Below are 23,473 nucleotides of genomic sequence, written 5' to 3'. Positions count from 1 at the left end.
CAGCTGTTTTTTTTATTTCTTATGCAGATTCTTCATTTGTAACCGCATTCACATTTGTTTCTGGAAGCCAAATATAAAAATCGCCATCAGGTACTGATACTGGTTGGAAACTCAATTTATCCCAAAAACCAGCTGAATGGATACGTGCTATCGTTTTAATTGGGAATTTCAGTTGCTTTGCATAGTTAACAAGTATTTGTCCGAATCCTTGTTTTTGAAAAGTCGGTAACACTTCAAGTTTATAAAGTTCTAGGTAAGGTCCTGTAATTTCAAATGGTTCCCCGCCGTTCCTTTTCATGTATAGACTCATACGTGCGATTAGCGATCCTCCGTAATAAATACCGTAAAATGGAGATTCGCTATCATTTTCAATAATGTTTGCTTCTAATTCTTCCAACATGGATAGTTCTTGAGCTCCGCAACCTTTAAATTTTTTAAATTCATCTAATGTTTTATAATTGATGAGCAAGCGCTCAACTTTTGGGAATCCCATTACATCACATCCTTTTCATATCTTGTTGAATGCAGAAAAGTTAAAATATTTATAATAATATTATAACTCATTTTTTAATTTTTATGAAGAAGATAGAATATTTCTTTCATTATTTTTTTGAGGATTTGCTAAACTAAGAGTAGAACTATGTATATAAGTAGTATATACATAGTGAAAGAAGAGGTTGCATTTGTTAAAAGATAATTGAATCCTTAACTATGCAATTATAATTTAATAAGCCGTAAAGGGGGAAGGGCAAGGGAACGTATATCACTTGTTAATATATGTTCCTTGTGTGAAGATGAAAATTGGAATTGTTGGACCAGGAGCTATTGGTCTACTATATACATTTTATTTACAAAAAAATAATCAAGATGTTACGTTGTTTACAAGGACGGCTAAGCAGGCTGAGGAATTGAATGTAACAGGTGTAACTTGTATTAGAAATGGGGAAAGTGAAACGGTATTCCCAACTGTTTTACCAATAGAAAGTATGCGAGATGAGAAGTTGGATTATACATTTATTGCTGTAAAGCAGTATCATATAACTGACATATTACCTTTTGTGCAGGCTGAATCGTCATTAATCTTTTTACAAAATGGCATGTCTCACCTTCATATTATGAAAAAATTAGGGAATGAACGTATAGCGGTTGGGATCGTGGAGCATGGTGCGAAAAAAGAAGGGAAACATACAGTCCATCACACTGGAATAGGTGTTACAAAGTTTGGTGTAGTGCGTGGTCAATCTAATGGTTTTGAAAAGGTATTGAATCATTTTCCTTTACATTATTTTCCGATTCAAATAGAAGATGATTGGAATGGGATTATGCGTAATAAATTAGTGGTGAATGTATGTATTAATCCACTGACCGCATTATTACGGGTTGAGAACGGAGAGTTAATTTCAAATCCGTTTTTTTATCAAATGATGGAGCAAGTATTTCAGGAAGTCGCATTTCTTATTAAAGAAGAGGACAAAAGAATGGTATGGCAAATGGTATGCCAAGTATGTGAAAAAACAGCTCGTAATACATCATCTATGTTAGCGGATGTAAGAGAGAATAGACAAACGGAAATTAATGCGATTGTCGGATATGTATTAGAAGAAGCAAAGGGACGACAACAATCCGTTCCGACACTTCAATTTTTGTATGATGCAATAAAAGGGATGGAATTATAAGTGTTTTTCTTTGCTTTTACATGAAACATTGACTACAATGTGGGTTGGTGAGAGAACAGGATACGAAAGGAAGAATTATATGGAGATAAAAGAAATCTCTGTTCCACTACAAGGTGTTGTAGCGGACTATGTGAACGGTAAAAAAGAGATACAGTCATGTTTTGACTATTTGTTAACAGAAGATGCTTTTAAACAGCGTTTACATGATTTACGTGAGAGAGAGTTTTTCCGTCAAGATTTAGTAACGCATTTATTAGAATATAATACACAATTGCAAGCGGGAGAATCTACAATTCAAAATATAAAAGCGCTTGAAGATGAAAATACATATGTAGTTATAGCTGGACAACAGGCTGGATTGTTAACTGGACCACTTTATACAGTGCATAAAGTCATTTCGATTTTACAGCTTGCAAAAGAAAAAGAAGAGAGTTTAGGGGTTAGAGTTGTTCCAGTCTTTTGGATTGCCGGTGAAGATCATGATATGGATGAAATTAATCATACATTTGTAACGAAAAATAAAAAAATAAAAAAGACCATTTTTCATGATCGTCATCCGAAAAAGGCGAGTGCTTCTGAGTCAGAGCTTTCTATTGAAGACTGTAGAAAATGGATCGAAGAGATTTTTAAAACATATCCGGAAACGAATTTTACAAAGGATGTATTACAATTTGTTGAGGATGCTTTAGATAAATCGCATACATATGTAGATTTCTTTGCGCACCTTATTACAAAAATGTTCGTAAATTCTGGTTTAATTCTTGTAGATTCTCATCATCCTGCCTTAAGAAAATTAGAAGTACCGTTTTTACAACAAATAATAAGTAAATATAAAGAAATTCAAGCAGGCCTTCATAATCAACAGGAAGTAATTAAGGAATTAGGGTTTAAACCGATTATTGAAACGAAGGCAAATGCAGTGCATATATTTATGGAAATTGATAATGAGCGAGTATTGCTTGAAGAGAATCAAGGGAAATTTATTGGGAAAGATGGAGTGCATTCATTTTCGTATGAAGAATTGATGGAAGAGATGGAAAGAAGTCCAGAACGTTTTAGTAATAATGTTGTAACGCGTCCTCTTATGCAAGAGTATGTGTTTCCTACGTTAGCGTTTATTGGTGGTCCGGGGGAGTTAGCTTATTGGAGTGAATTGCAACAAGTGTTTCACACTGTCGGTTTCCAAATGCCACCTGTCGTTCCTCGGCTTACGATTACTTATATGGAGCGAGATATAGCGACAGATTTATACGATTTAGATTTGCAAGAAATTGATCCATTTCTAAATAAAGTAGATAATTTGCGTGAAAACTGGCTTTCTAATCAAATAGAGGAACCGATAGACGAACGATTTCTAGAAGCGAAAAAAGAAATAATGGATATTCATACATCATTACAACTATTCGTGAAAAAAATAGATCCAGGGTTAAATGAGTTTGCAGGGAAAAATGAAATGAAAATTAATGAACAAATTGAACTGTTAGAAAAAATGTTGAAAAGAAATGTTGAGAAGAAGCATGAGGTTCAACTAAATAAATTCCGACGTGTGCAATTTGCGCTTCGTCCATTAGGAGCACCGCAAGAACGTGTGTGGAATGTCTGTTATTATTTAAATCAATTCGGTCTTGATTTTGTGGACCAGGTAATGGAACAATCATTTTCGTGGGACGGAAAACATCATGTAATAAAACTATAGAATCTTGCTCTTTTGAGCAGGATTTTATTTTTATCCCGTTGAATTAACTGAGAAGCGAAATATTTCTGAATTGTCTATCTTATATTGGTGTGATGAATCGCTATGTACCAAGTTTATATATATGACAAAATAGCACAAAATGTAAACGGATTAATATCTTTTTCGACAGGTTTTTGTTTAAATTCCCGCAAAAAATGATAAAATTTAGTATATAATAAAATAAAATAGCGATTTGTATAGCAGGCTACCTTGTTGGAAGTTAAATGAGTCGTTCTTTAGTAGCATTTCATCCTCTAGTAGTAAATAATGTTTGTAGAGTGAGAAATGTATTTAACATAATTTATTGGAAAAAGAGTAGGTGCAGCAATGTTCAAACACGTAACAGTACTTTTGAAAGAAACAGTAGATGGCTTAGATATAAAGCCGAGTGGTACATATGTAGATTGTACACTGGGTGGAGGAGGACATAGTTCTTATTTATTATCCCAGCTAACAGATGGTGGAAAATTAATAGCATTTGATCAAGATGAAATAGCGATTCAAAATGCAAAGGAAAAATTTTCTTCTTATGGTGAGCAATTTGTAACAGTAAAGAGCAACTTCCGTTATTTATCTGAAAAACTACATGAATTAGGTATCACAGAAGTAGACGGGATTTTATTCGATTTAGGTGTTTCATCCCCACAATTAGATACACCAGAGCGTGGCTTTAGTTATCATCATGATGCACCGTTAGATATGCGGATGGATCAAGATGCCCCATTAACAGCATATGATGTTGTAAACAGCTGGTCATATGAACAACTCGTAAGAATTTTCTTCCAATACGGCGAAGAAAAATTTTCAAAGCAAATAGTAAGGAAAATCGAAGCATATCGCGAGAATAAGGCTATTGAAACGACAGGAGAATTAGTAGAATTAATTAAAGAAGGTATTCCAGCTCCGGCACGTAGAACAGGTGGACATCCTGCGAAGCGAGTATTCCAGGCGATTCGTATTGCTGTAAATGATGAATTAAAAGTATTTGAAGAGGCGTTGGAGTCTGCAATTGATATGGTCAAGCCTGGTGGAAGAGTTAGTGTTATAACGTTCCATTCATTAGAAGATCGTATTTGTAAAACGACGTTTAAGCGAAATAGCACGACGCCGCAATTACCACCGGGACTACCGATTATTCCGGATGAATTTAAACCGAAATTAAAGCTTATTACAAGAAAACCGATTTTACCTTCTGACATTGAATTAGAAGAAAATAATCGAGCGCGTTCTGCGAAGTTGAGAATCGCTGAAAAACGATAAAAAGGAGAGAGAGGTATGACTAATTTAGCTGTAAAGTATAAACAACAGGCGCAAGAAGAGGTACAAATTCAAACGCCGCCACAGCAGATGGTTAAGCCAAAAGTTAAAGCGAAAATTACAAGAATTGAAAAGCTATTGTATGTAACGTTTATTGGGTTTTTATTATATGCTTGTGTAGCTTTTATTGGGAATAAAGCGGGTCTTTATCAAGTGAATGTAGAAGCAGCGACGATAGAAGAACAAATTGTGAAAAACCAAAAGGAAAATCAAGAATTGCAGGCTGAAGTAGAGAAGTTAAGTCGTTATGAACGTATCGCTGAAGTTGCAAAAAAACACGGGCTAGAAATTAATGCGAATAACGTGAAAGGCCTAAAGTAAGGCAAATAGGTGTGAAGAAAAGATGAAGAGAAATATGACCAAATTTCATACCAATAAGGGAGCAGGTTATTTTATGATATTTTTCCTCCTGCTCTTTTTGCTGTTATTAGCCCGATTTTTTTACTTACAAGTAACAGGAACAGTGGACAATCATGATTTAAAGAAACTTGCTGAGCAGAAACATAGTAAAAAGGGAGTCCTCGAAGCGAATCGAGGAACAATTTATGATCAAAATGGTCATGTCCTAGCGCAAGATGCAAATTCTTATAAACTTGTAGCCGAGTTAAAAGGAGCCAACGCGGTTAAGGATAAAGAGGATACTGCAAAGAAAATCGCAGGAGTACTCGGGAAAGATGAAGATAAAATTTTAGCTACTTTAAATAAAGAAGGTAAAAGTCAAGTGGAATTTGGAACATTGGGTAAGGGCTTGACGAAAGAAAAGAAAGAACAAATAGAAGCATTGAAATTGCCGGGAATAACTTTTATTACTGAAAATGCGAGAGTGTATCCAAACGGTGATTTCGCATCTTATGTCATAGGTCATGCCAAACCTAATGATAATGGAATCGCAGTAGGTCAATTTGGCTTAGAAAAGAGTTTGGATAAGTATTTAGGTGCTTCTAATGGTGAGGTAGCTTATACAGGTGACCGTAAAGGAGTATCTCTTGACGGTGGAAAGGTGAATGTAAAGGCACCTAAAAATGGAGATAATGTGTATTTAACGCTTGACCAACGTATTCAAAGTTATTTAGAAGACGCGATGAAAGAAGCGAGTAAACATTATGAACCAGAAAATTTAATTGGAATTGTAGCGGATCCGAAGACAGGGAAAATATTAGCGATGTCTAGTAAACCTAGTTATGATCCGAACGAAGGACGGATGAATTACTATTATAACGACGCCATTGCAAATGCGTTTGAACCGGGATCAACAATGAAGATTTTCACATTAGCGGCGGCCATTAATGAAGGTGTATACAATGGACAAGACTTTTATCAGTCTGGTACATATCAAGTTGGTAATCGTAAAATAAAAGATCATAACGGCGGCGCTGGATGGGGTTCTATTACTTTTGATGAAGGGGTAGAGCGATCTTCAAACGTAGCGTTCGCAATTTTAGGGGATCAAAAACTTGGTGCAGAGCGTTTTCGAAAATATATTCACAGTTTTGGATTAGATGAAAAAACAAACATTGATTTACCTGGTGAAGGGTCAAATACAATTTTATTTGATCAACAAATACAACAAGTAACAACGGCATTTGGACAAGGTTCTACAGTTACACCAATTCAACTTGTACAAGCTGCAACAGCGATTGCAAATGATGGTAAAATGATGAAACCTTATACAGTTGATAAAATTGTGGATCCAATAACAGGTAAAGTACAGTTAGAGCATAAACCAGAAGAAGTAGGAAAGCCTGTTACCAAAGAGACAGCCGCGCAAGTAAGACAATTACTAGAACGTGTTGTTACATCACCGAAAGGAACAGGGACTGCATATAAAATTGATGGCTATTCTGTAGGTGGTAAAACAGGTACAGCACAAATTCCTGACGGGAAAGGTGGCTATATGACAGGAAGAGAGAATTATATATTCTCATTCTTAGGTATGGCACCGATGGACGATCCACAACTTGTTGTGTATGTGGCCGTTAAACAGCCGAAATTAAAAGATGATGAAAACGGGGCTAAACCTTTAGCTGATATCTTTAAATATGTAACGAAAAATAGTTTAGAGTATTTAAAGATTAAGCCAAATGAAGTAAAGGATCCGAAGAAATATGTGAAAGAGCAACAAACTGTCGTTCCGGATGTAACAGGAAAAACGATGGATGAAGCGAAAAAAGCAATTGATAAAGCAAAACTTCGTCCAATTGTATTAGGTGAAGGGAAAGCGCAGCAGCAAGTGCCAAAAGCAACTGAACAAACATTAAAAGGTGATCGAGTCTTCTTAGTAGGAGATAAGCCTACAATGCCAAATGTACAGGGATGGGCACTGCGTGATGTTATGAATTTAGCAAAAACATTAAAGCTTAACTTAAAACCTTCTGGTACAGGATATGTAACGGAACAAAGTGTGGCGGAAGGAACATTGTTGCAACCTGGTACGGAATTAGGTGTAACACTCGTACCACCACTTGAGCCGCAGCAAGAAGCAGAAAAGCCATAATGGTAATAGGGAAGAAGTTCTAATTAAATAAGTACAAGCATATATTGGAACAAGCTAGGCGTAAGGGAGGCTTGTTCCAATATGCGTGTATCAAATGTAACAGTTAGGAAGCGACTTATTTTTATACTTATATCGGGTATACTCATTTTCACCATCATCGATATTCGTCTTGGATATGTGCAATTTTTTCTTGGAAATATGTTAACAGATCGTGCGAAGGATTCATGGAGTCGTAATATTACTTTTGAACCAGAGCGAGGGAAGATTTTAGATCGAAATGGTGTGGAGCTTGCTACGAATAAAAGTGCACCGACCGTCTTTGTTGTGCCGAGGCAAATTGAAAAACCAGCAGAGACTGCAGAGAAGTTAGCTGCAGTATTAGGTGTGGAAAAAGATGATATTTATACGCGGGTTACAAAAAAAGAGTCGATTGTAAGGCTTGATAAAGGCGGAAGGAAAATATCGCATGACAAAGCGAAAGAAGTACGCGGATTAAGTTTAAAGGGTGTGTACATCGCAGAGGATTCTATCCGGTACTATCCATTCGGTAATTTTTTATCACACGTATTAGGATTTGCGGGCAGTGATAATCAAGGGCTTATGGGACTAGAGAAATATTATGATAAAGAGCTAAATGGTGATAAAGGTCATGTGCGATTTTTTGCAGATGCGAAAGGGCAGAGAATGCCTAACGTTGGAGATGATTTCAAAAAACCAGAAGCTGGCTTGAATTTAGGGTTAACAATCGATTCACGCATTACGAGGATTATGGAAAGAGAAATGAATATTGCGGAATCGACGTATAATCCTGACGGTATGATAGCAATAGCAATGAATCCGAAAAATGGTGAGATTTTAGGTATGTCAAGTCGGCCAAGTTTTGATCCAGCAGATTTTCAAAGTGTTTCTCCGGAAGTATATAACAGAAACTTACCTGTATGGAGTACGTATGAGCCAGGGTCAACATTTAAGATTATTACATTAGCTGCAGCCTTGAATGAAAATTTAGTAGACTTAGAGAAAGATACGTTTTATGATGATGGGGCAGCTGAAGTTGGTGGAGCTAGATTGCGATGTTGGAAAGCTGGAGGCCATGGTAGCCAAACGTTTTTAGAGGTAGTTCAAAACTCTTGTAACCCAGGATTTATTGAACTCGGTGATCGTCTTGGTAAAGATCGATTGTTTAAATACATTCGCAATTTCGGGTTTGGACAGAAGACCGGAATTGACTTACAAGGTGAAGGTAGCGGGATTTTATTTAATTTAGATAAAGTTGGTCCAGTCGAGCAAGCGACGACTTCATTTGGGCAAGGTGTTTCTGTTACACCGATTCAACAAGTAGCGGCTGTGGCAGCCGCTGTAAATGGTGGAACTTTGTATCAGCCATATATAGCGAAGGAATTTATTGATCCGAAGAATAATCAAGTTGTCAGCAAAAAGACACCTGTTGCGAAAAGGGAAGTTATTTCCAAGGAAACTTCAGAGAAAGTTCGTTACGCATTAGAGAATGTTGTAGCGAAAGGTTCTGGTAAAGGGGCTTACATTGATGGATATCGTGTAGGTGGAAAAACTGGAACTGCTCAAAAGGTGAAGGATGGAAAATATTTGGATAATAACTACATTGTATCATTTATCGGTTTTGCTCCAGCCGACGATCCGCAAATTGTTGTTTATGTAGCTGTGGATAACCCAAAAGGAGTCACTCAATTTGGTGGAGTTGTAGCAGCACCTATTGTTGGGAATATTCTTCGTGACGCACTTCCTGTAATGGGAGTGGAACCGAGAAAAGAGCAAGTTGAGAAAGAATATAAATGGGGCGATACACCAACTGTGGAAGTTCCGAATTTAATTGGTATGAAAAAGAAAGATTTACAAACGCAACTTGTAGACTTGAAGCTTGATATAAGTGGTGATGGTGGGAAAGTAATTAAGCAATCACCAGAAGCCGGAGCTAAAGTAAAAGAGGGTTCAAAAGTTAGAATTTACTTCGGGAATTAAAGGTAACTGATTGTGTTTTATGGTACAATTGGTGGAAGTGAGTTTTTTATAGGAAAATTGCTTTATTTGAGACGATAAGTGTCTCATTAATAAATAAATCTATTGATTAGACTATAGTAGCACTTACCTCCTATTTTTATATAACTAGGAGGTAAGGTGTTGCTTGCTAAAATAAGAGATAAATAAACAATGTAGAGAGGGTTTAGTGAAATGAAGTTGCATACACTTTTATCATGTTTGCATGATTTTCCAGTTGTTCCAAAAGAAAATCCAGAAATAACATCTATTGAAGCGGATTCACGTAAAGTGAAAGAGGGAAGCTTATTTATATGTATGAAAGGATATACGGTTGATAGCCATGACTTTGCTAAGCAAGCAGCCGCACAAGGAGCGGCTGCTATTGTTGCGGAAAGACCAATTGATGTTGACGTTCCAGTTGTACTTGTGAAAAATACTTTTCGTTCGCTAGCGGTTTTAGCTGATTATTTTTATGGCCAACCAACACACAAGTTACATTTAATCGGTATTACAGGTACAAATGGAAAGACAACAACATCGCATATTATGGATGAAATTATGCGCGCACATGGTCATAAAACAGGGCTAATTGGAACGATTAATATGAAAATCGGTGATGAAACATTTGAGGTGAAAAATACAACACCAGATGCACTAACACTTCAACAGACGTTTTCAAAAATGGTTGAACAAGGTGTGGATAGCACAGTAATGGAAGTTTCGTCTCATGCTTTAGATCTGGGCCGTGTACACGGATGCGATTACGATGTTGCAGTATTTACAAATTTAACACAAGATCATTTAGACTATCATAAAACGATGGAAGAATATAAACATGCGAAAGGGTTGCTTTTTGCACAGCTTGGCAATAGTTATCATCATAATCGTGAAAAATACGCTATATTAAACAGTGATGATCCAGTAGCAGAGGAGTATATGAGAAGTACAGCAGCTACTGTTGTAACATACGGTATAGATGTTGCAAGCGACATTATGGCACGAGATATCGTAATGACGAGTGGCGGTACAACATTTACACTTGTAACACCGTATGAAACTGTCAATGTTACGATGAAATTAATTGGTAAGTTTAATGTATATAACGTGTTAGCTGCTACAGCAGCAGGTCTTGTTTCAGGTGTGAGCTTACAAACAATTATCGATGTGATCAAAGAGCTTGCTGGTGTTCCTGGACGTTTTGAAGTTGTTGATGGTGGACAAAATTACACAGTTATTGTTGACTATGCACATACACCTGATAGCTTAGAGAACGTACTCAAAACAGCAAAACAATTTGCAAAAGGGAATGTATATTGTATCGTTGGTTGCGGTGGTGATAGAGATAGAACGAAAAGACCAATAATGGCAAGTGTCGCAGCAGAATATGCAACGCATGCAATTTATACATCAGATAATCCAAGAAGTGAAGATCCGAAGGCTATTTTAGATGATATGGTAAATGGTGCAAATGGGAATAATTACGAGGTAATTATTGATAGAAAAGAAGCGATACATTGTGCAATTGCTAAAGCAAAAGATGCGGACATCATTATTATTGCTGGTAAAGGGCATGAAACATATCAAATTATTGGTAAGAAAGTTCATCATTTTGACGATCGTGAAGTCGCTAAAGAAGCAATCACGGAGCGTTTAAACAACGAAGAGTAACAGCATGAGGGGAGGACTACATGTGCTTGAACAAGGTTTATTAGTAACGGCCGGGGTAGCATTTTTAATTTCTGTTGCCCTTTCGCCATTATTTATTCCATTTTTAAGAAAGTTAAAGTTCGGACAGAGTATTCGTGACGAAGGACCGAAGTCACACCAAAAAAAATCAGGGACACCAACGATGGGTGGTATTGTCATATATGTATCCATGATGGTAACTACGCTCATTATGGCGATTAAATTTAACAATTTAGGTGCAGAAGTATCATTATTATTATTAGTTACATTTGGATACGGATTAATCGGATTTTTAGATGACTATATAAAAGTAGTTAAGAAAAGAAATCTTGGTTTAACATCAAAACAAAAATTGATTGGTCAGCTTGTAATTGCTATTGCGTTCTTTTTAATTGGAAAAGGGCAAGCATTTCCCACTTATATTATGATTCCAGGAACGGATGTTGAATTCGAATTAGGGTGGGCATACTTTGTTCTTGTATTATTTATGCTTATTGGTGGATCGAATGCGGTTAACTTAACAGATGGTTTAGATGGTTTATTATCAGGAACAGCTGCTATTGCATTCGGGGCATTTAGTATTATTGCTGTGGCTCAAGAACAATTTGGTGTAGCGATTTTCTGTATGGCAGTTGTAGGAGCTGTACTTGGCTTTTTAGTATTCAATGCGAATCCAGCGAAAGTATTTATGGGCGATACAGGATCTCTAGCTTTAGGGGGAGCAATTGCAGCTGTAGCAATTTTGTTAAAACAAGAATTGTTACTCGTTATTATTGGCGGTGTATTCGTAGCAGAAACTTTATCTGTTATTATCCAAGTTATTTCGTTCAAAACAACAGGAAAGCGTGTCTTTAAAATGAGTCCATTACATCATCATTATGAATTATGTGGTTGGTCAGAATGGCGCGTTGTTGTAACATTTTGGTCTGTAGGATTTTTACTAGCTGTGTTAGGAATTTATATCGGGGTGTGGATGTAATTGAAAACTATAACTGAATTTAAAAATAAAAATGTTCTTGTATTAGGTATTGCTAAAAGTGGTTATGCAGCAGCTACTTTATTAAACGAATTAGGTGCAAACGTTATTGTAAATGATGGGAAACCATTAGCGGGTAACGTGCCTGCAGCTGAATTGCAAGCGAAGGGAATGGATGTTGTTTGTGGTGGACATCCGTTAGAATTGTTGGAAAGAAACATTTCACTTGTCGTAAAAAATCCAGGGATTCCATATTCTAATCCACTACTAGTGGCGGCGAAAGAAAAGCAAATTCCGATTGTCACTGAAGTTGAATTAGCATATCGTATTTCAGAAGCTCCATTTGTTGGAATTACGGGATCTAACGGTAAAACAACAACGACAATGCTTGCGTTTGAAATGTTAAAAGAAGGCAAAAAGCACCCTGTTATTGCGGGGAATATCGGAACAGTAGCTTGTGAAGTTGCACAAGATGCAAAAGAAAATGAAGTTGTAGTTACAGAACTTTCATCATTCCAGTTGATGGGAGTAGAGATGTTCCAACCTAAAATTGCTGCATTTTTAAATTTATTTGAAGCGCATTTAGATTACCATGGAACGAAGGAAGAGTATGGTTTGGCAAAAGCGAATATTTTCAAAAACCAAACTGAAACAGATTATAGTGTAATTAATGCGGATGATGCAGATGTAATGACATTATCGGCACAAAGTAAAGGACAAAAAGTACTATTTTCGACTACGAAAGAAATTGAAGATGGTGCATATATAAAAGAAAACGCTCTTTATTTTAAAGGCGAAAAAGTGGCTGAAGTAAGCGATATTGTTTTACCTGGTAAGCACAATTTAGAAAATATTTTAGCAGCGATGAGTATTGCGAAGTTACTAGGTGTTTCTAATGAAGCAATTACTGTTGTGTTAAAAAGTTTTACAGGTGTAAAGCATCGCTTAGAATATGTAACAACGATTAATAATCGTAAGTTTTATAATGATTCAAAAGCGACGAATATGCTAGCGACAGAAAAAGCATTGTCTGCATTTACACAACCGATTGTTTTATTAGCTGGTGGACTTGATCGCGGAAATGAATTTGACGATTTAATTCCATACTTTAAACATGTCAAAGCGATTGTAACATTTGGACAAACTGCGCCAAAATTAGTAAGAGCGGCTGAAAAAGCAGGATTAGATGTAATTGAAAGTGTCGATACTTTAGGTGAGGCAGTAGTGAAAGCTTACGCTCATTCTACGGATGGCGATGTAATTCTTCTTTCACCAGCATGTGCAAGCTGGGATCAATTTAAAACATTTGAAGAAAGAGGAGACATTTTTATACAAGCTGTGCATAAACTTATATAAAGTAAATCAAAACATCAGTAGGCTAACACCTACTGATGTTTTGTTACATAGGGCAAAAGGTTCTGCCTAAAGAGGTGGTGTTCATGGATAATGAAGAAAACGCCTGATTTTATTCTCATCATCGTTACACTTGCGTTGTTAACAATCGGAATGATTATGGTTTATAGTGCGAGTGCGGTTTGGGCCTCTTATAAAATGGGGGATTCATTCTTTTTTGCAAAAAGACAATTGTTGTTTGCGAGTATTGGTGTAGTGGCTATGTTTTTTATAATGAAAATTGATTATTGGGTGTGGCGCACGTATTCAAAAGTAATTTTGCTAGTTTGTTTCGTTCTTCTTATTCTCGTTTTAATTCCAGGAGTAGGTCTCGTTCGCGGGGGAGCACGAAGTTGGATTGGAATCGGGGCATTCTCCATTCAACCGTCAGAGTTTATGAAATTCGCGATGATTATTTTCTTAGCAAAATTTTTAGCGGAACGACAAAAATTAATTACATCCTTTAAACGTGGATTACTACCTGCTCTAAGTTTTGTATTTCTTGCTTTTGGGATGATTATGTTACAGCCAGATCTTGGTACGGGAACGGTAATGGTTGGGACATGTATTATTATGATATTTATATCGGGAGCAAGGGTCTTTCACTTTGCAATGTTTGGTTTGCTTGGTGCAGCGGGATTTGTAGGGTTAATTGCATCAGCACCATATCGAATGAAACGCATCACATCATATTTAGATCCGTGGTCGGATCCGCTCGGAAGTGGATTTCAAATTATTCAATCGTTACTCGCAATTGGACCTGGTGGTTTATTTGGACTTGGACTTGGACAAAGTAGACAAAAGTTTCTTTATTTACCGGAACCACAAACAGACTTTATATTTGCAATCTTATCCGAGGAATTAGGTTTTATTGGCGGTTCATTTGTGTTATTATTATTTAGTCTATTACTATGGCGCGGGATTCGTATAGCATTAGGAGCGCCAGATTTATATGGTACGTTTTTAGCAGTAGGTATTGTGGCGATGATTGCGATTCAAGTAATGATTAATGTTGGTGTTGTAACAGGACTGATGCCTGTTACGGGTATTACTTTGCCATTTTTAAGTTATGGTGGATCAAGTTTGACCTTAATGTTAATGGCAGTAGGTGTATTATTGAATATAAGTCGCCATTCTCGCTATTAAACCCTGTTTAAAAGACAGGGTTTTTCGTATGTGTGGAAAATACAATATGTATATAGAAATAAATACGATTGAATAAGAACAGGGAAGTGGAGGAATTAGTAGTGCGAGTATTAGTAAGTGGTGGGGGTACTGGAGGACATATTTATCCAGCTCTTGCTTTAATTAGAGAAATAAAAAAATTAAATCCGGAAGCAAGGTTTTTATACATTGGTACAGAGAATGGATTAGAGAGTACCATCGTACCGAAAGCGGGTATTCCGTTCCAATCTATTGTTATAAGTGGATTTAAACGAAAAATATCTCTTGATAATGTAAAAACGGTGATGCGTTTCCTAAAAGGTGTTCAAGATAGTAAACGATATATTCGTCGTTTTAATCCTGATATTGTTATCGGTACGGGTGGATACGTATGTGGGCCAGTTGTATATGCTGCGGCTAAATTAGGTATTCCGACTATTGTACATGAACAAAATAGTGTACCTGGTGTAACGAATAAATTTTTAAGTCGTTATGTCGATAAAGTTGCAGTTTGCTTTGAAGCAGCTGCAGAACATTTCCCACAGTCAAAAGTGGTTATGACAGGTAATCCACGTGCATCAGAAGTATTGGACCAAAATGGAATGAAAGGAAAACGTTCGGTAGGACTATCTCTTTCTAAAAAATCCGTGCTTATTTTTGGTGGGAGTCGCGGGGCTAGACCGATTAACGATGCTTTTGTAGAAGCGATTGAACAGTTTGGAAATAAAAGTTACGAAATATTGTACGTAACAGGTGAAGTACATTATGACAAAGTGATGGAAGCAGTGAAACAAAAAGGGAATCCGAATAATGTTATTATTAAGCCTTTTATTCATAATATGCCAGAGGTACTGACTGGTGTAGATCTTGTTGTTTCAAGAGCGGGGGCAACAACACTTGCAGAATTAACAGCGTTAGGTAAACCAAGTGTGTTAATTCCGAGTCCGTATGTAACAAATAACCATCAAGAAAAAAATGCACGTTCTGTTGTCGATAAAGGAGCAGCAAAAATGTTGCTTGAAAAAGATTTATCAGCTGAAACGCTTATTCGTGATATTGATGAAATTTTATTGGATACACAAACATTACAAAATATGAAACTGGCTGCTAAGCAACTTGGTATTCCAGATGCAGCAAATAAGCTATATGAGGTAATGAACAAGCTAATTAAAAAATAACATTAGGTGAACGCCCTGCATATTACTGTAATAAGGAGACTTAATATGGGGGAGATTGTCTATGGAACAATTAGTAAAAGAGCTTTTAGAAGCAAATGTTGGTCGCGTGTTAGTTAATGAACCGTTAGCGCGTTACACGACTATGAAAATAGGTGGACCAGCTGATATTTTAATTGTGCCAAAGCATGTTGCTGATATTGAGAAAACGCTAAAGTTAGTAAAGAAGTACAAGGCAGGGTGGACTGTAATTGGTCGTGGTTCAAATCTTCTTGTATCTGATCTAGGTATAGAAGGTGTGGTTATTCGTTTAGGAGAAGGATTAGACCACTTAGAAGTCGAAAAACATAAAGTAAGAGTTGGTGCTGGCTATCCCCTTATTAAATTGTCAACTTTACTTAGTCGACAGGGATTAGCTGGCTTGGAATTTGCAAGTGGTATTCCAGGAAGTGTCGGTGGTGCAGTGTATATGAATGCAGGCGCTCATAAGTCCGACATATCGAGTGTACTGACGAAAGCTCGTATTTTGTTTGAAAATGGAACAATTAATTGGTTGACGAATACCGAAATGGGTTTTTCTTATCGTACATCTGTATTGCAAACGAAACGTCCTGGTATTGTTTTGGAAGCTGAATTCCAATTGGAGGTAGGCGAACGCAAGGAAATTGTAAGAAGCATGCAAAAGAATAAAGATTATCGCCGTGAAACGCAGCCTTGGAATCATCCTTGTGCAGGAAGTATATTTCGAAATCCAGTCCCATATTTTGCAGGAGATTTAATAGAAAAAGCAGGGCTTCGTGGTTATACAATTGGTGGAGCTCAAATTTCTGAAATGCATGGGAATTTTATTGTTAATACTGGTGTGGCCTCAGCGCAAGATGTATTAGACTTGATTGCGTTGATAAAGCGTACAATTAAGGATAAATTTGGTGTTGATATGCATACCGAAGTAGAAATAATTGGAAGATAACGGTTATTCGTTCCGCTCATTATCATTTATGTTATAATAAGAAGATAAGAACGGCATGAGGAACATGCCGTTTTTTATGTTACATAGGGGGATCGTACATGAAAAATAGTAAAGTGATTAAACTACAAGATCGTGTACCAAAGCTAAAGAATCAAAAGAAAAAGGATAAAAAACCTGTTAATCATCGGTTAATTTTATACATATCGATTTTATTTTTATTAGTACTCTTTTTAATTTACTTTCGGTCTCCACTTAGTAATATAAAAAAGATAAGTGTGTTTGGAAATCATTATATGACAGATGAACAAGTTATGAAGGAATCAGGTGTGACATATGACACGAGTTATTTCCGAGTAACAGCACATAAAGCAGAAGAAAACTTAACGAAACGAAAAGAAATTAAAGCGGTAAATGTAAAAAAGCGTTTCCCAAACAAAATTGATGTTCATATAGAAGAATATTTAACCATCGGCTATATAAACAAAGATGGAAAATTACAACCGTTATTAGAAAATGGGAAAACACTAGATGTACTTCCGAATGGGAAACTTCCAGTTGCAGCACCAATTTTTGAACCGTTTAAAGAGGAAAAAATGAAGGAGTTAATTGCAGAACTAGAAAAATTAACGCCGACTATTTTAAGGTCTATTTCTGAAATTCGTTATACACCAACGAACGCAAATGAAGATCATCTTACTTTATATATGAATGAAGGATATGAAGTGAGCACTACTATTCAAAATTTTGCGAAGCGAATGGAAGCTTATCCACTTATTATAAAAACAATTGAACCTGGTAAGAAGGTGTTAATTGACTTAGAAGTGGGGGCTTATACGAAGGAACTAGGTGCTGAAGAAAAGAAAGAATAGAATGATAGTTTTCACTGCGTTATTACGTATAAAACGAAACAAATGTTCTTTTATATGAATGCTAATTTGCAAGAATGCTTAATTTGATGAAAAATATGTAAAAATTATTAGATTCATACTAGGATTGGTACAAGTTTCACTTTTCTATGAGTACATCTTAGTGTAGACTTATACTTGGCGGTAATCTTTACACTTGAAATAGAATTATTTCAAGATAAGCAGTTATTCACAGTTTACTGCGATATTCTTAAATGAATGTTAAATAAAAATAAGAAAAATATAGGGTTAAAAAAGGGAAACGTATAAAGACGTTGAATATTTTTCTTATAAATAGTAAAGTTGCGATTGTTGTTCCATATATTGAGTTGTATGGTATAAATAAAGAAGGAGGTGCCAAAGAATGAACAGCAATGAAATATATGTTAGTCTTGACATCGGTACATCCAATGTTAAAGTCATCATTGGTGAAATGGTTAATGACAGCTTAAACATAATTGGTGTTGGAAATGTAAAATCAAATGGTTTAAAGAAGGGATCGATAGTCGATATAGATGAGACTGTTCGATCAATTAAAAAAGCAATTGAACAAGCTGAGCGCATGGTGGGAATCCACATTGAGCAAGTTGTAGTGGGTGTCAATGCAAACCAGGTACAGCTACTTCCTTGTCATGGAGTAGTCGCTGTTTCAAATGAAGATCGTGAAATCGGAAATGAAGATGTCTTACGCGTTCTAGATGCAGCACAAGTTGTGTCAATTGCTCCTGAACGTGAATTTATTGATGTGGTACCTCGACAGTTCATTGTAGACGGTCTTGACGAGATTAACGATCCACGCGGGATGATCGGTGTAAGGTTAGAAATGGAAGGTACACTTATTACAGGCTCGAGAACTTTACTACATAACCTACTTCGTTGTGTAGAAAAAGCAGGTCTTGAAATTGTTGATATTTGTCTTCAACCTTTAGCGGCTGCAACAGTTGCTATATCTTCAGATGAAAAAAATAGAGGAGTGGCCCTTGTTGATATTGGGGGAGGCTCTACAACTTTATCTATTTTTAAAGATGGAGAGTTACAAACAACGAGCGTATTGCCATTAGGTGGAGACCATATAACGAAGGATATTGCGATTGGGTTGAAAACTTCAACTGAAAATGCAGATCAAATTAAGTTGAAATATGGACATGCTTTTTATGATACAGCATCTGAAGAAGAAATGTTTACGGTTCCTATTATGGGAAGCGACCAGACAGAACAGTATTCACAATTGGAATTATCGGATATTATCGAGGCTCGTGTAGAGGAAATTTTAATGTTTGTTCAAGATGAAGTGCATAAGTTAGGAATAAAGCAAGTTGCTTCTGGCTATGTATTAACTGGCGGAATTGCTTCTATGCCAGGTGTTCTTGATCTTGCATATGATATCTTACATGAAAATGTTCGTATAGCAACTCCTGATTATATTGGTGTGCGTGAGCCACAATATACAATTGGAGTAGGTTTAATTAAACACTCATATCAAAAAGCTAAATTACGTGGGAAAAACGTGCAGGAAAAGCAAGAGCATTTTGAATCAGTACCAGCACCAATGCCGGTACAACAGCAACCTGCGAAACAAAAAACTCGTAATCAAAACAATAATAATCAAAATGATGACCGTATGATGTCAAAAGTAAAACGTGCATTCCGTTATTTATGGGATTAAAATTGGACACGAAAAATGAGGTTCTAGGGGGATTTCGACATGTTAGAGTTTGATACTACTCAAGATCAATTAGCGAATATAAAAGTTATCGGTGTCGGCGGCGGCGGAAACAATGCTGTAAACCGTATGATTGAACACGGTGTACAAGGTGTAGACTTTATCGCTGTGAATACTGATGCACAAGCATTAAATCTATCAAAAGCTGAAACAAAAATGCAAATTGGTGGAAAATTAACGCGTGGACTTGGTGCAGGCGCAAACCCTGAAGTAGGGAAAAAAGCGGCAGAAGAAAGTAAAGAACAGATCCAAGAAGCACTTCGTGGTGCAGATATGGTATTCGTAACTGCTGGTATGGGTGGCGGAACTGGAACTGGTGCAGCTCCAGTTGTTGCTCAAGTTGCAAAAGAATTAGGTGCGTTAACAGTTGGTGTTGTAACACGTCCATTTACATTTGAAGGACGTAAGCGTGCGACGCAAGCTGCATCTGGTATTGCGGCATTTAAAGAAAATGTAGATACACTTATTGTAATTCCAAACGATCGCTTATTAGAGATTGTTGATAAAAATACGCCGATGTTAGAAGCATTCCGTGAAGCTGATAACGTATTACGCCAAGGTGTTCAAGGTATTTCTGATTTAATTGCAACACCAGGTTTAATTAACTTAGACTTTGCAGACGTAAAGACAATTATGTCTAATAGAGGTTCTGCTTTAATGGGTATTGGTTCTGGTAATGGTGAAAATCGTGCTGCTGAAGCTGCGAAGAAAGCTATTTCTAGTCCATTACTAGAAACATCTATTGATGGAGCTCAAGGTGTTATTATGAACATTACGGGCGGCGCGAACCTAAGCTTATATGAAGTACAAGAAGCAGCAGACATTGTAGCTTCAGCTTCAGATCCAGAAGTAAATATGATCTTCGGTTCTGTTATTAATGAAGGATTAAAAGATGATATTGTTGTCACTGTAATTGCAACTGGTTTTGATGATAGTGCTGCGACGCAGCCGCCAAAACCAATTATTCGTCCGACTGCGAATCATACGCAACAGCAACAACAACCAGTAGCTCAACCTACAAAACAACGTGAAGTTAAGCGTGAAATGAAACGTGAAGAGCCGGTTGTGCATGATCGTCATACAGATTCAGATGACATCGATATTCCAGCATTCTTACGTAACCGTCGTAGACGATAAAAGAAAAGGAGCTTTCATGCTCCTTTTTTGTTATTGGAATGAAAAAGATCTGCTTAGCAGGTCTTTTTTTTATTTGTAGATGAAGTTGTGAGAAAGAGGATGCAAATTTGCTTACATATAATTCAATTATTATGTATATAAGTAAGAAATTCATATTATTCTATGAAAAATACACTTTTATTTTTTACCGACAGATTATGTCTAGAAATCACAAAATAACAAAAAAACCCCTCCACCAATTGACACACTTTCCTATTGGATATGCATTATACTAGTCTCAACTTAAAAAAAGAGGTGAATTGTTTGGTTGTTTACGCCGACATTGTTTGGTTGTTAAACGCCTGCATTGATTTTCTTTTACTTTTATTAACAGCTACCGTGTTAAAAAAGAGAATCAAAAGATGGAGGCTTGTGTTAGGAGCATTTATAGGTTCAACTATTGTTATTTTCGCCTTTACTCCTTTTGCTTCTATGATGACACATCCAATTATGAAACTGTTGTACTCGTTACTTATTGTGTATACAGCATTTGGGTTTTCAACATTTAGAAATTATGCACAAACTGTTTTTACTTTTTATTTTGTAACCTTTATGGTTGGTGGAGGATTAATTGGAACGCATTTCTTTTTGCAAACGAACGAAATGGTAAATGGATTAGTTCAATCTAAATCAGTTTCTTACGGTGATCCAATTAGTTGGTTGTTTGTGATTTTTGGTTTTCCATTGATTTATTACTTTTCTAAAAAGCGTATAGAAAGCGTAGAAGTCACAAAGATACACTATGATCAAATCGTGAAAGTGAAAATTCAATTAGTTGGAGAGGAATTAGAACTAGCAGGTCTAATTGATAGTGGGAACCAACTGTATGATCCGTTAACAAAAACACCCGTTATGATTATGCATATTTCATCATTAGAGCATTGTTTGCCAGTTTGGTTAACAGAACAAATTTATTCCAAAACAGAAATTCCTCAAATACCAGAAAATGATTCCGGATGGGCGACGAAACTGCGTTTAATTCCTTTCCGAGCAGTAGGAGTAGAGAATCAATTTTTATGGGCAATTAAGCCAGATTGTGTGCAAGTTTATCATGAAGGTAGTTCGATTGTTGTAAATAAAGTATTGATTGGATTAAATACACAACAATTATCTAGCAATGGAGAGTATCAATGCATTGTACATCCGAAAATGTTGATTTCGCAAAAGATGGTAATAGCTTAATTATGAGAGGCGGGATAATATGATGAAATTAAAATTTTATTTGGTATACCTTTGGTATAAAGTATTGCTGAAATTAGGAATTAAGACCGATGAAATTTATTATATTGGTGGAAGTGAAGCGTTGCCACCACCGTTAACGAAAGAAGAAGAGGAAGTTCTTTTGAATAAATTACCAAAGGGAGATCAAGCTGCGCGGTCACTGCTTATTGAACGTAACTTACGGCTTGTTGTATATATAGCAAGAAAGTTTGAAAATACAGGGATAAACATTGAGGATTTAATTAGTATAGGAACAATTGGTCTTATAAAAGCAGTGAATACATTTAATCCAGAAAAGAAAATTAAATTAGCAACATATGCATCTCGTTGTATAGAAAATGAGATTTTAATGCATTTGCGTCGAAATAATAAAAATCGTTCGGAAGTTTCTTTTGATGAACCTCTTAACATTGATTGGGACGGAAATGAACTGTTATTATCAGATGTTTTAGGTACAGATGATGACATTATTACAAAAGATTTAGAAGCTACAGTAGATCGTCATCTTTTAATGAAAGCATTGCATCAATTAAATGATCGTGAAAAACAAATTATGGAGCTTCGGTTTGGACTCGCTGGTGGCGAAGAGAAGACACAAAAAGATGTGGCTGATATGCTTGGAATTTCACAGTCTTATATTTCTCGTTTGGAAAAAAGAATTATAAAAAGATTACGAAAAGAATTTAATAAAATGGTGTGAAGAATAAGACCAGTCGGTATTTAGACTGGTCTTATTCTTTTTTTTGTGCATTAGGAAATATGATGTTTGTGAAAAATGACGGAAAAACCACATGCATAAAATCCCCTTCAAAGGAAATACTTTACACTGTACAGCAACTCCCGATAGGAGGGAACACTTTGACGAGAAACAAAGTAGAAATTTGCGGTGTTGATACAGCTAAACTTCCAGTACTAAAAAATGAAGAGATGCGTAAATTATTTCGTGAAATGCAAAGTGGAGAGATAAGCGCAAGAGAGAAATTAGTGAATGGAAACTTACGTCTTGTACTGAGCGTCATCCAAAGATTTAATAACAGAGGAGAATATGTTGATGATTTATTTCAAGTTGGCTGCATTGGACTTATGAAATCCATTGATAATTTTGATTTAGGCCAAAATGTAAAATTTTCAACGTATGCTGTGCCGATGATTATTGGGGAAATACGCAGATATTTGCGTGATAACAATCCAATTCGCGTATCTCGCTCGTTACGAGATATTGCGTATAAAGCATTACAAGTAAGAGAGAAATTGATTGCTGAAAATTCGAAAGAACCGACAGCAATGGATATTGCAAAAGTTCTTGAAGTGACGCATGAAGAAATTGTTTTTGCGTTAGATGCTATTCAAGACCCAGTTTCACTATTTGAACCGATTTATAATGATGGGGGAGATCCTATTTTTGTTATGGATCAGTTAAGTGATGAAAAACAAAAGGACGAGCAGTGGGTTGAAGAACTAGCGTTGAAAGAGGGGATGAAGCGTTTAAATGATCGTGAGAAAATGATTATTCGAAAACGTTTCTTCCAAGGAAAGACACAGATGGAAGTTGCCGAAGAAATTGGGATTTCTCAGGCGCAAGTATCACGTTTGGAGAAGTCTGCTATTAAGCAAATGAATAAGACGATTCAAGGATAAGGCCCTCACCAGTTATGGTGTGGGCTTTTTTTATGTGTAATATTTTGCGCTCATAGTAAAGTAGGTCGGTTCATATAATGAAAATAAAATGGATGTTCTATTAGTAGAAGTTAAATACTGTTTATCTACTTTAAAATTTGGCTGAAGTAAAGACGTTAGGTGGAAGTCTGCGGTCCGTAAAAGTCCGATTAGCATGGGGGAATAGTCAG

19 protein-coding genes are annotated in these 23,473 nt (G+C 36.3%); 18 read left to right on the top strand and 1 reads right to left on the bottom strand.

Going from position 1 to position 23,473, the window contains the following annotated elements; genetic code table 11:
• Positions 1–19 precede the first annotated feature (19 nt).
• Complete coding sequence (locus BAU23_RS02555; RefSeq protein ID WP_000506687.1) at positions 20–493, bottom strand: N-acetyltransferase; 474 nt, start codon at positions 491–493, stop codon at positions 20–22.
• Positions 494–788: 295 nt separating this feature from the next.
• On the opposite strand from BAU23_RS02555, the gene panE reads away from it, so the two are divergent.
• From panE to sigG, 18 genes are all read left to right on the top strand, one after another.
• Complete coding sequence (panE, locus tag BAU23_RS02550) at positions 789–1,676, top strand: 2-dehydropantoate 2-reductase (RefSeq protein ID WP_033656787.1); 888 nt, start codon at positions 789–791, stop codon at positions 1,674–1,676.
• 79 nt (positions 1,677–1,755) lie between these two features.
• Positions 1,756–3,372: a bacillithiol biosynthesis cysteine-adding enzyme BshC gene (gene bshC, locus BAU23_RS02545; protein WP_071733463.1), complete on the top strand. Its 1,617-nt coding sequence runs from the start codon at positions 1,756–1,758 to the stop codon at positions 3,370–3,372.
• Positions 3,373–3,738: 366 nt separating this feature from the next.
• A complete protein-coding gene (rsmH, locus tag BAU23_RS02540; protein WP_000472513.1) occupies positions 3,739–4,671 on the top strand; it encodes a 16S rRNA (cytosine(1402)-N(4))-methyltransferase RsmH in 933 nt (310 codons plus the stop codon).
• A 15-nt stretch (positions 4,672–4,686) separates the two neighbouring features.
• On the top strand, positions 4,687–5,049 hold the full coding sequence (gene ftsL, locus BAU23_RS02535) for a cell division protein FtsL (RefSeq protein ID WP_000182807.1): 363 nt from the start codon (positions 4,687–4,689) through the stop codon (positions 5,047–5,049).
• A 22-nt stretch (positions 5,050–5,071) separates the two neighbouring features.
• Complete coding sequence (locus tag BAU23_RS02530) at positions 5,072–7,222, top strand: penicillin-binding protein (RefSeq protein WP_079999157.1); 2,151 nt, start codon at positions 5,072–5,074, stop codon at positions 7,220–7,222.
• An 81-nt stretch (positions 7,223–7,303) separates the two neighbouring features.
• Positions 7,304–9,220, top strand: coding sequence for a stage V sporulation protein D (locus BAU23_RS02525; protein WP_001266222.1), 1,917 nt, complete (start codon positions 7,304–7,306; stop codon positions 9,218–9,220).
• 210 nt (positions 9,221–9,430) lie between these two features.
• A complete protein-coding gene (gene murE / locus BAU23_RS02520) occupies positions 9,431–10,906 on the top strand; it encodes a UDP-N-acetylmuramoyl-L-alanyl-D-glutamate--2,6-diaminopimelate ligase (protein WP_000766282.1) in 1,476 nt (491 codons plus the stop codon).
• Between the two features lie 22 nt (positions 10,907–10,928).
• Positions 10,929–11,903 (top strand): phospho-N-acetylmuramoyl-pentapeptide-transferase, encoded by a 975-nt coding sequence (gene mraY, locus BAU23_RS02515; protein WP_000893067.1) that lies wholly within the window; start codon positions 10,929–10,931, stop codon positions 11,901–11,903.
• On the top strand, positions 11,904–13,256 hold the full coding sequence (gene murD / locus BAU23_RS02510; protein ID WP_000849653.1) for a UDP-N-acetylmuramoyl-L-alanine--D-glutamate ligase: 1,353 nt from the start codon (positions 11,904–11,906) through the stop codon (positions 13,254–13,256).
• A gap of 90 nt (positions 13,257–13,346) precedes the next feature.
• Positions 13,347–14,438 carry a stage V sporulation protein E gene (gene spoVE, locus BAU23_RS02505; RefSeq protein ID WP_000753514.1) on the top strand — a complete coding sequence of 364 codons (1,092 nt, stop codon included), beginning with the start codon at positions 13,347–13,349 and terminating at the stop codon, positions 14,436–14,438.
• 101 nt (positions 14,439–14,539) lie between these two features.
• Positions 14,540–15,634: an undecaprenyldiphospho-muramoylpentapeptide beta-N-acetylglucosaminyltransferase gene (murG, locus tag BAU23_RS02500; protein ID WP_001265412.1), complete on the top strand. Its 1,095-nt coding sequence runs from the start codon at positions 14,540–14,542 to the stop codon at positions 15,632–15,634.
• A 61-nt stretch (positions 15,635–15,695) separates the two neighbouring features.
• A complete protein-coding gene (gene murB / locus BAU23_RS02495) occupies positions 15,696–16,601 on the top strand; it encodes a UDP-N-acetylmuramate dehydrogenase (protein ID WP_000437015.1) in 906 nt (301 codons plus the stop codon).
• A 98-nt stretch (positions 16,602–16,699) separates the two neighbouring features.
• Complete coding sequence (gene divIB, locus BAU23_RS02490) at positions 16,700–17,470, top strand: cell division protein DivIB (RefSeq protein WP_000798215.1); 771 nt, start codon at positions 16,700–16,702, stop codon at positions 17,468–17,470.
• 400 nt (positions 17,471–17,870) lie between these two features.
• Positions 17,871–19,172: a cell division protein FtsA gene (gene ftsA, locus BAU23_RS02485; RefSeq protein WP_001087547.1), complete on the top strand. Its 1,302-nt coding sequence runs from the start codon at positions 17,871–17,873 to the stop codon at positions 19,170–19,172.
• Positions 19,173–19,211: 39 nt separating this feature from the next.
• Positions 19,212–20,366 carry a cell division protein FtsZ gene (ftsZ, locus tag BAU23_RS02480; protein ID WP_000888980.1) on the top strand — a complete coding sequence of 385 codons (1,155 nt, stop codon included), beginning with the start codon at positions 19,212–19,214 and terminating at the stop codon, positions 20,364–20,366.
• A 303-nt stretch (positions 20,367–20,669) separates the two neighbouring features.
• The gene (gene spoIIGA / locus BAU23_RS02475) at positions 20,670–21,587 is read left to right on the top strand and encodes a sigma-E processing peptidase SpoIIGA (protein ID WP_071733461.1); all 918 of its coding nucleotides are present in this window, start codon (positions 20,670–20,672) and stop codon (positions 21,585–21,587) included.
• 19 nt (positions 21,588–21,606) lie between these two features.
• The gene (sigE, locus tag BAU23_RS02470) at positions 21,607–22,326 is read left to right on the top strand and encodes an RNA polymerase sporulation sigma factor SigE (protein WP_000976948.1); all 720 of its coding nucleotides are present in this window, start codon (positions 21,607–21,609) and stop codon (positions 22,324–22,326) included.
• A gap of 158 nt (positions 22,327–22,484) precedes the next feature.
• Positions 22,485–23,264 (top strand): RNA polymerase sporulation sigma factor SigG, encoded by a 780-nt coding sequence (gene sigG / locus BAU23_RS02465; RefSeq protein ID WP_000197755.1) that lies wholly within the window; start codon positions 22,485–22,487, stop codon positions 23,262–23,264.
• The last annotated feature ends 209 nt before the right edge of the window (positions 23,265–23,473 follow it).

It is taken from the genome of Bacillus nitratireducens (genome assembly GCF_001884135.1).
In the GTDB taxonomy this organism is placed as follows: Bacteria; Bacillota; Bacilli; order Bacillales; family Bacillaceae_G; genus Bacillus_A; species Bacillus_A nitratireducens.
Note: the sequence above shows the minus strand (reverse complement) of the source record. Positions and strands in the feature narration are given on the sequence as shown.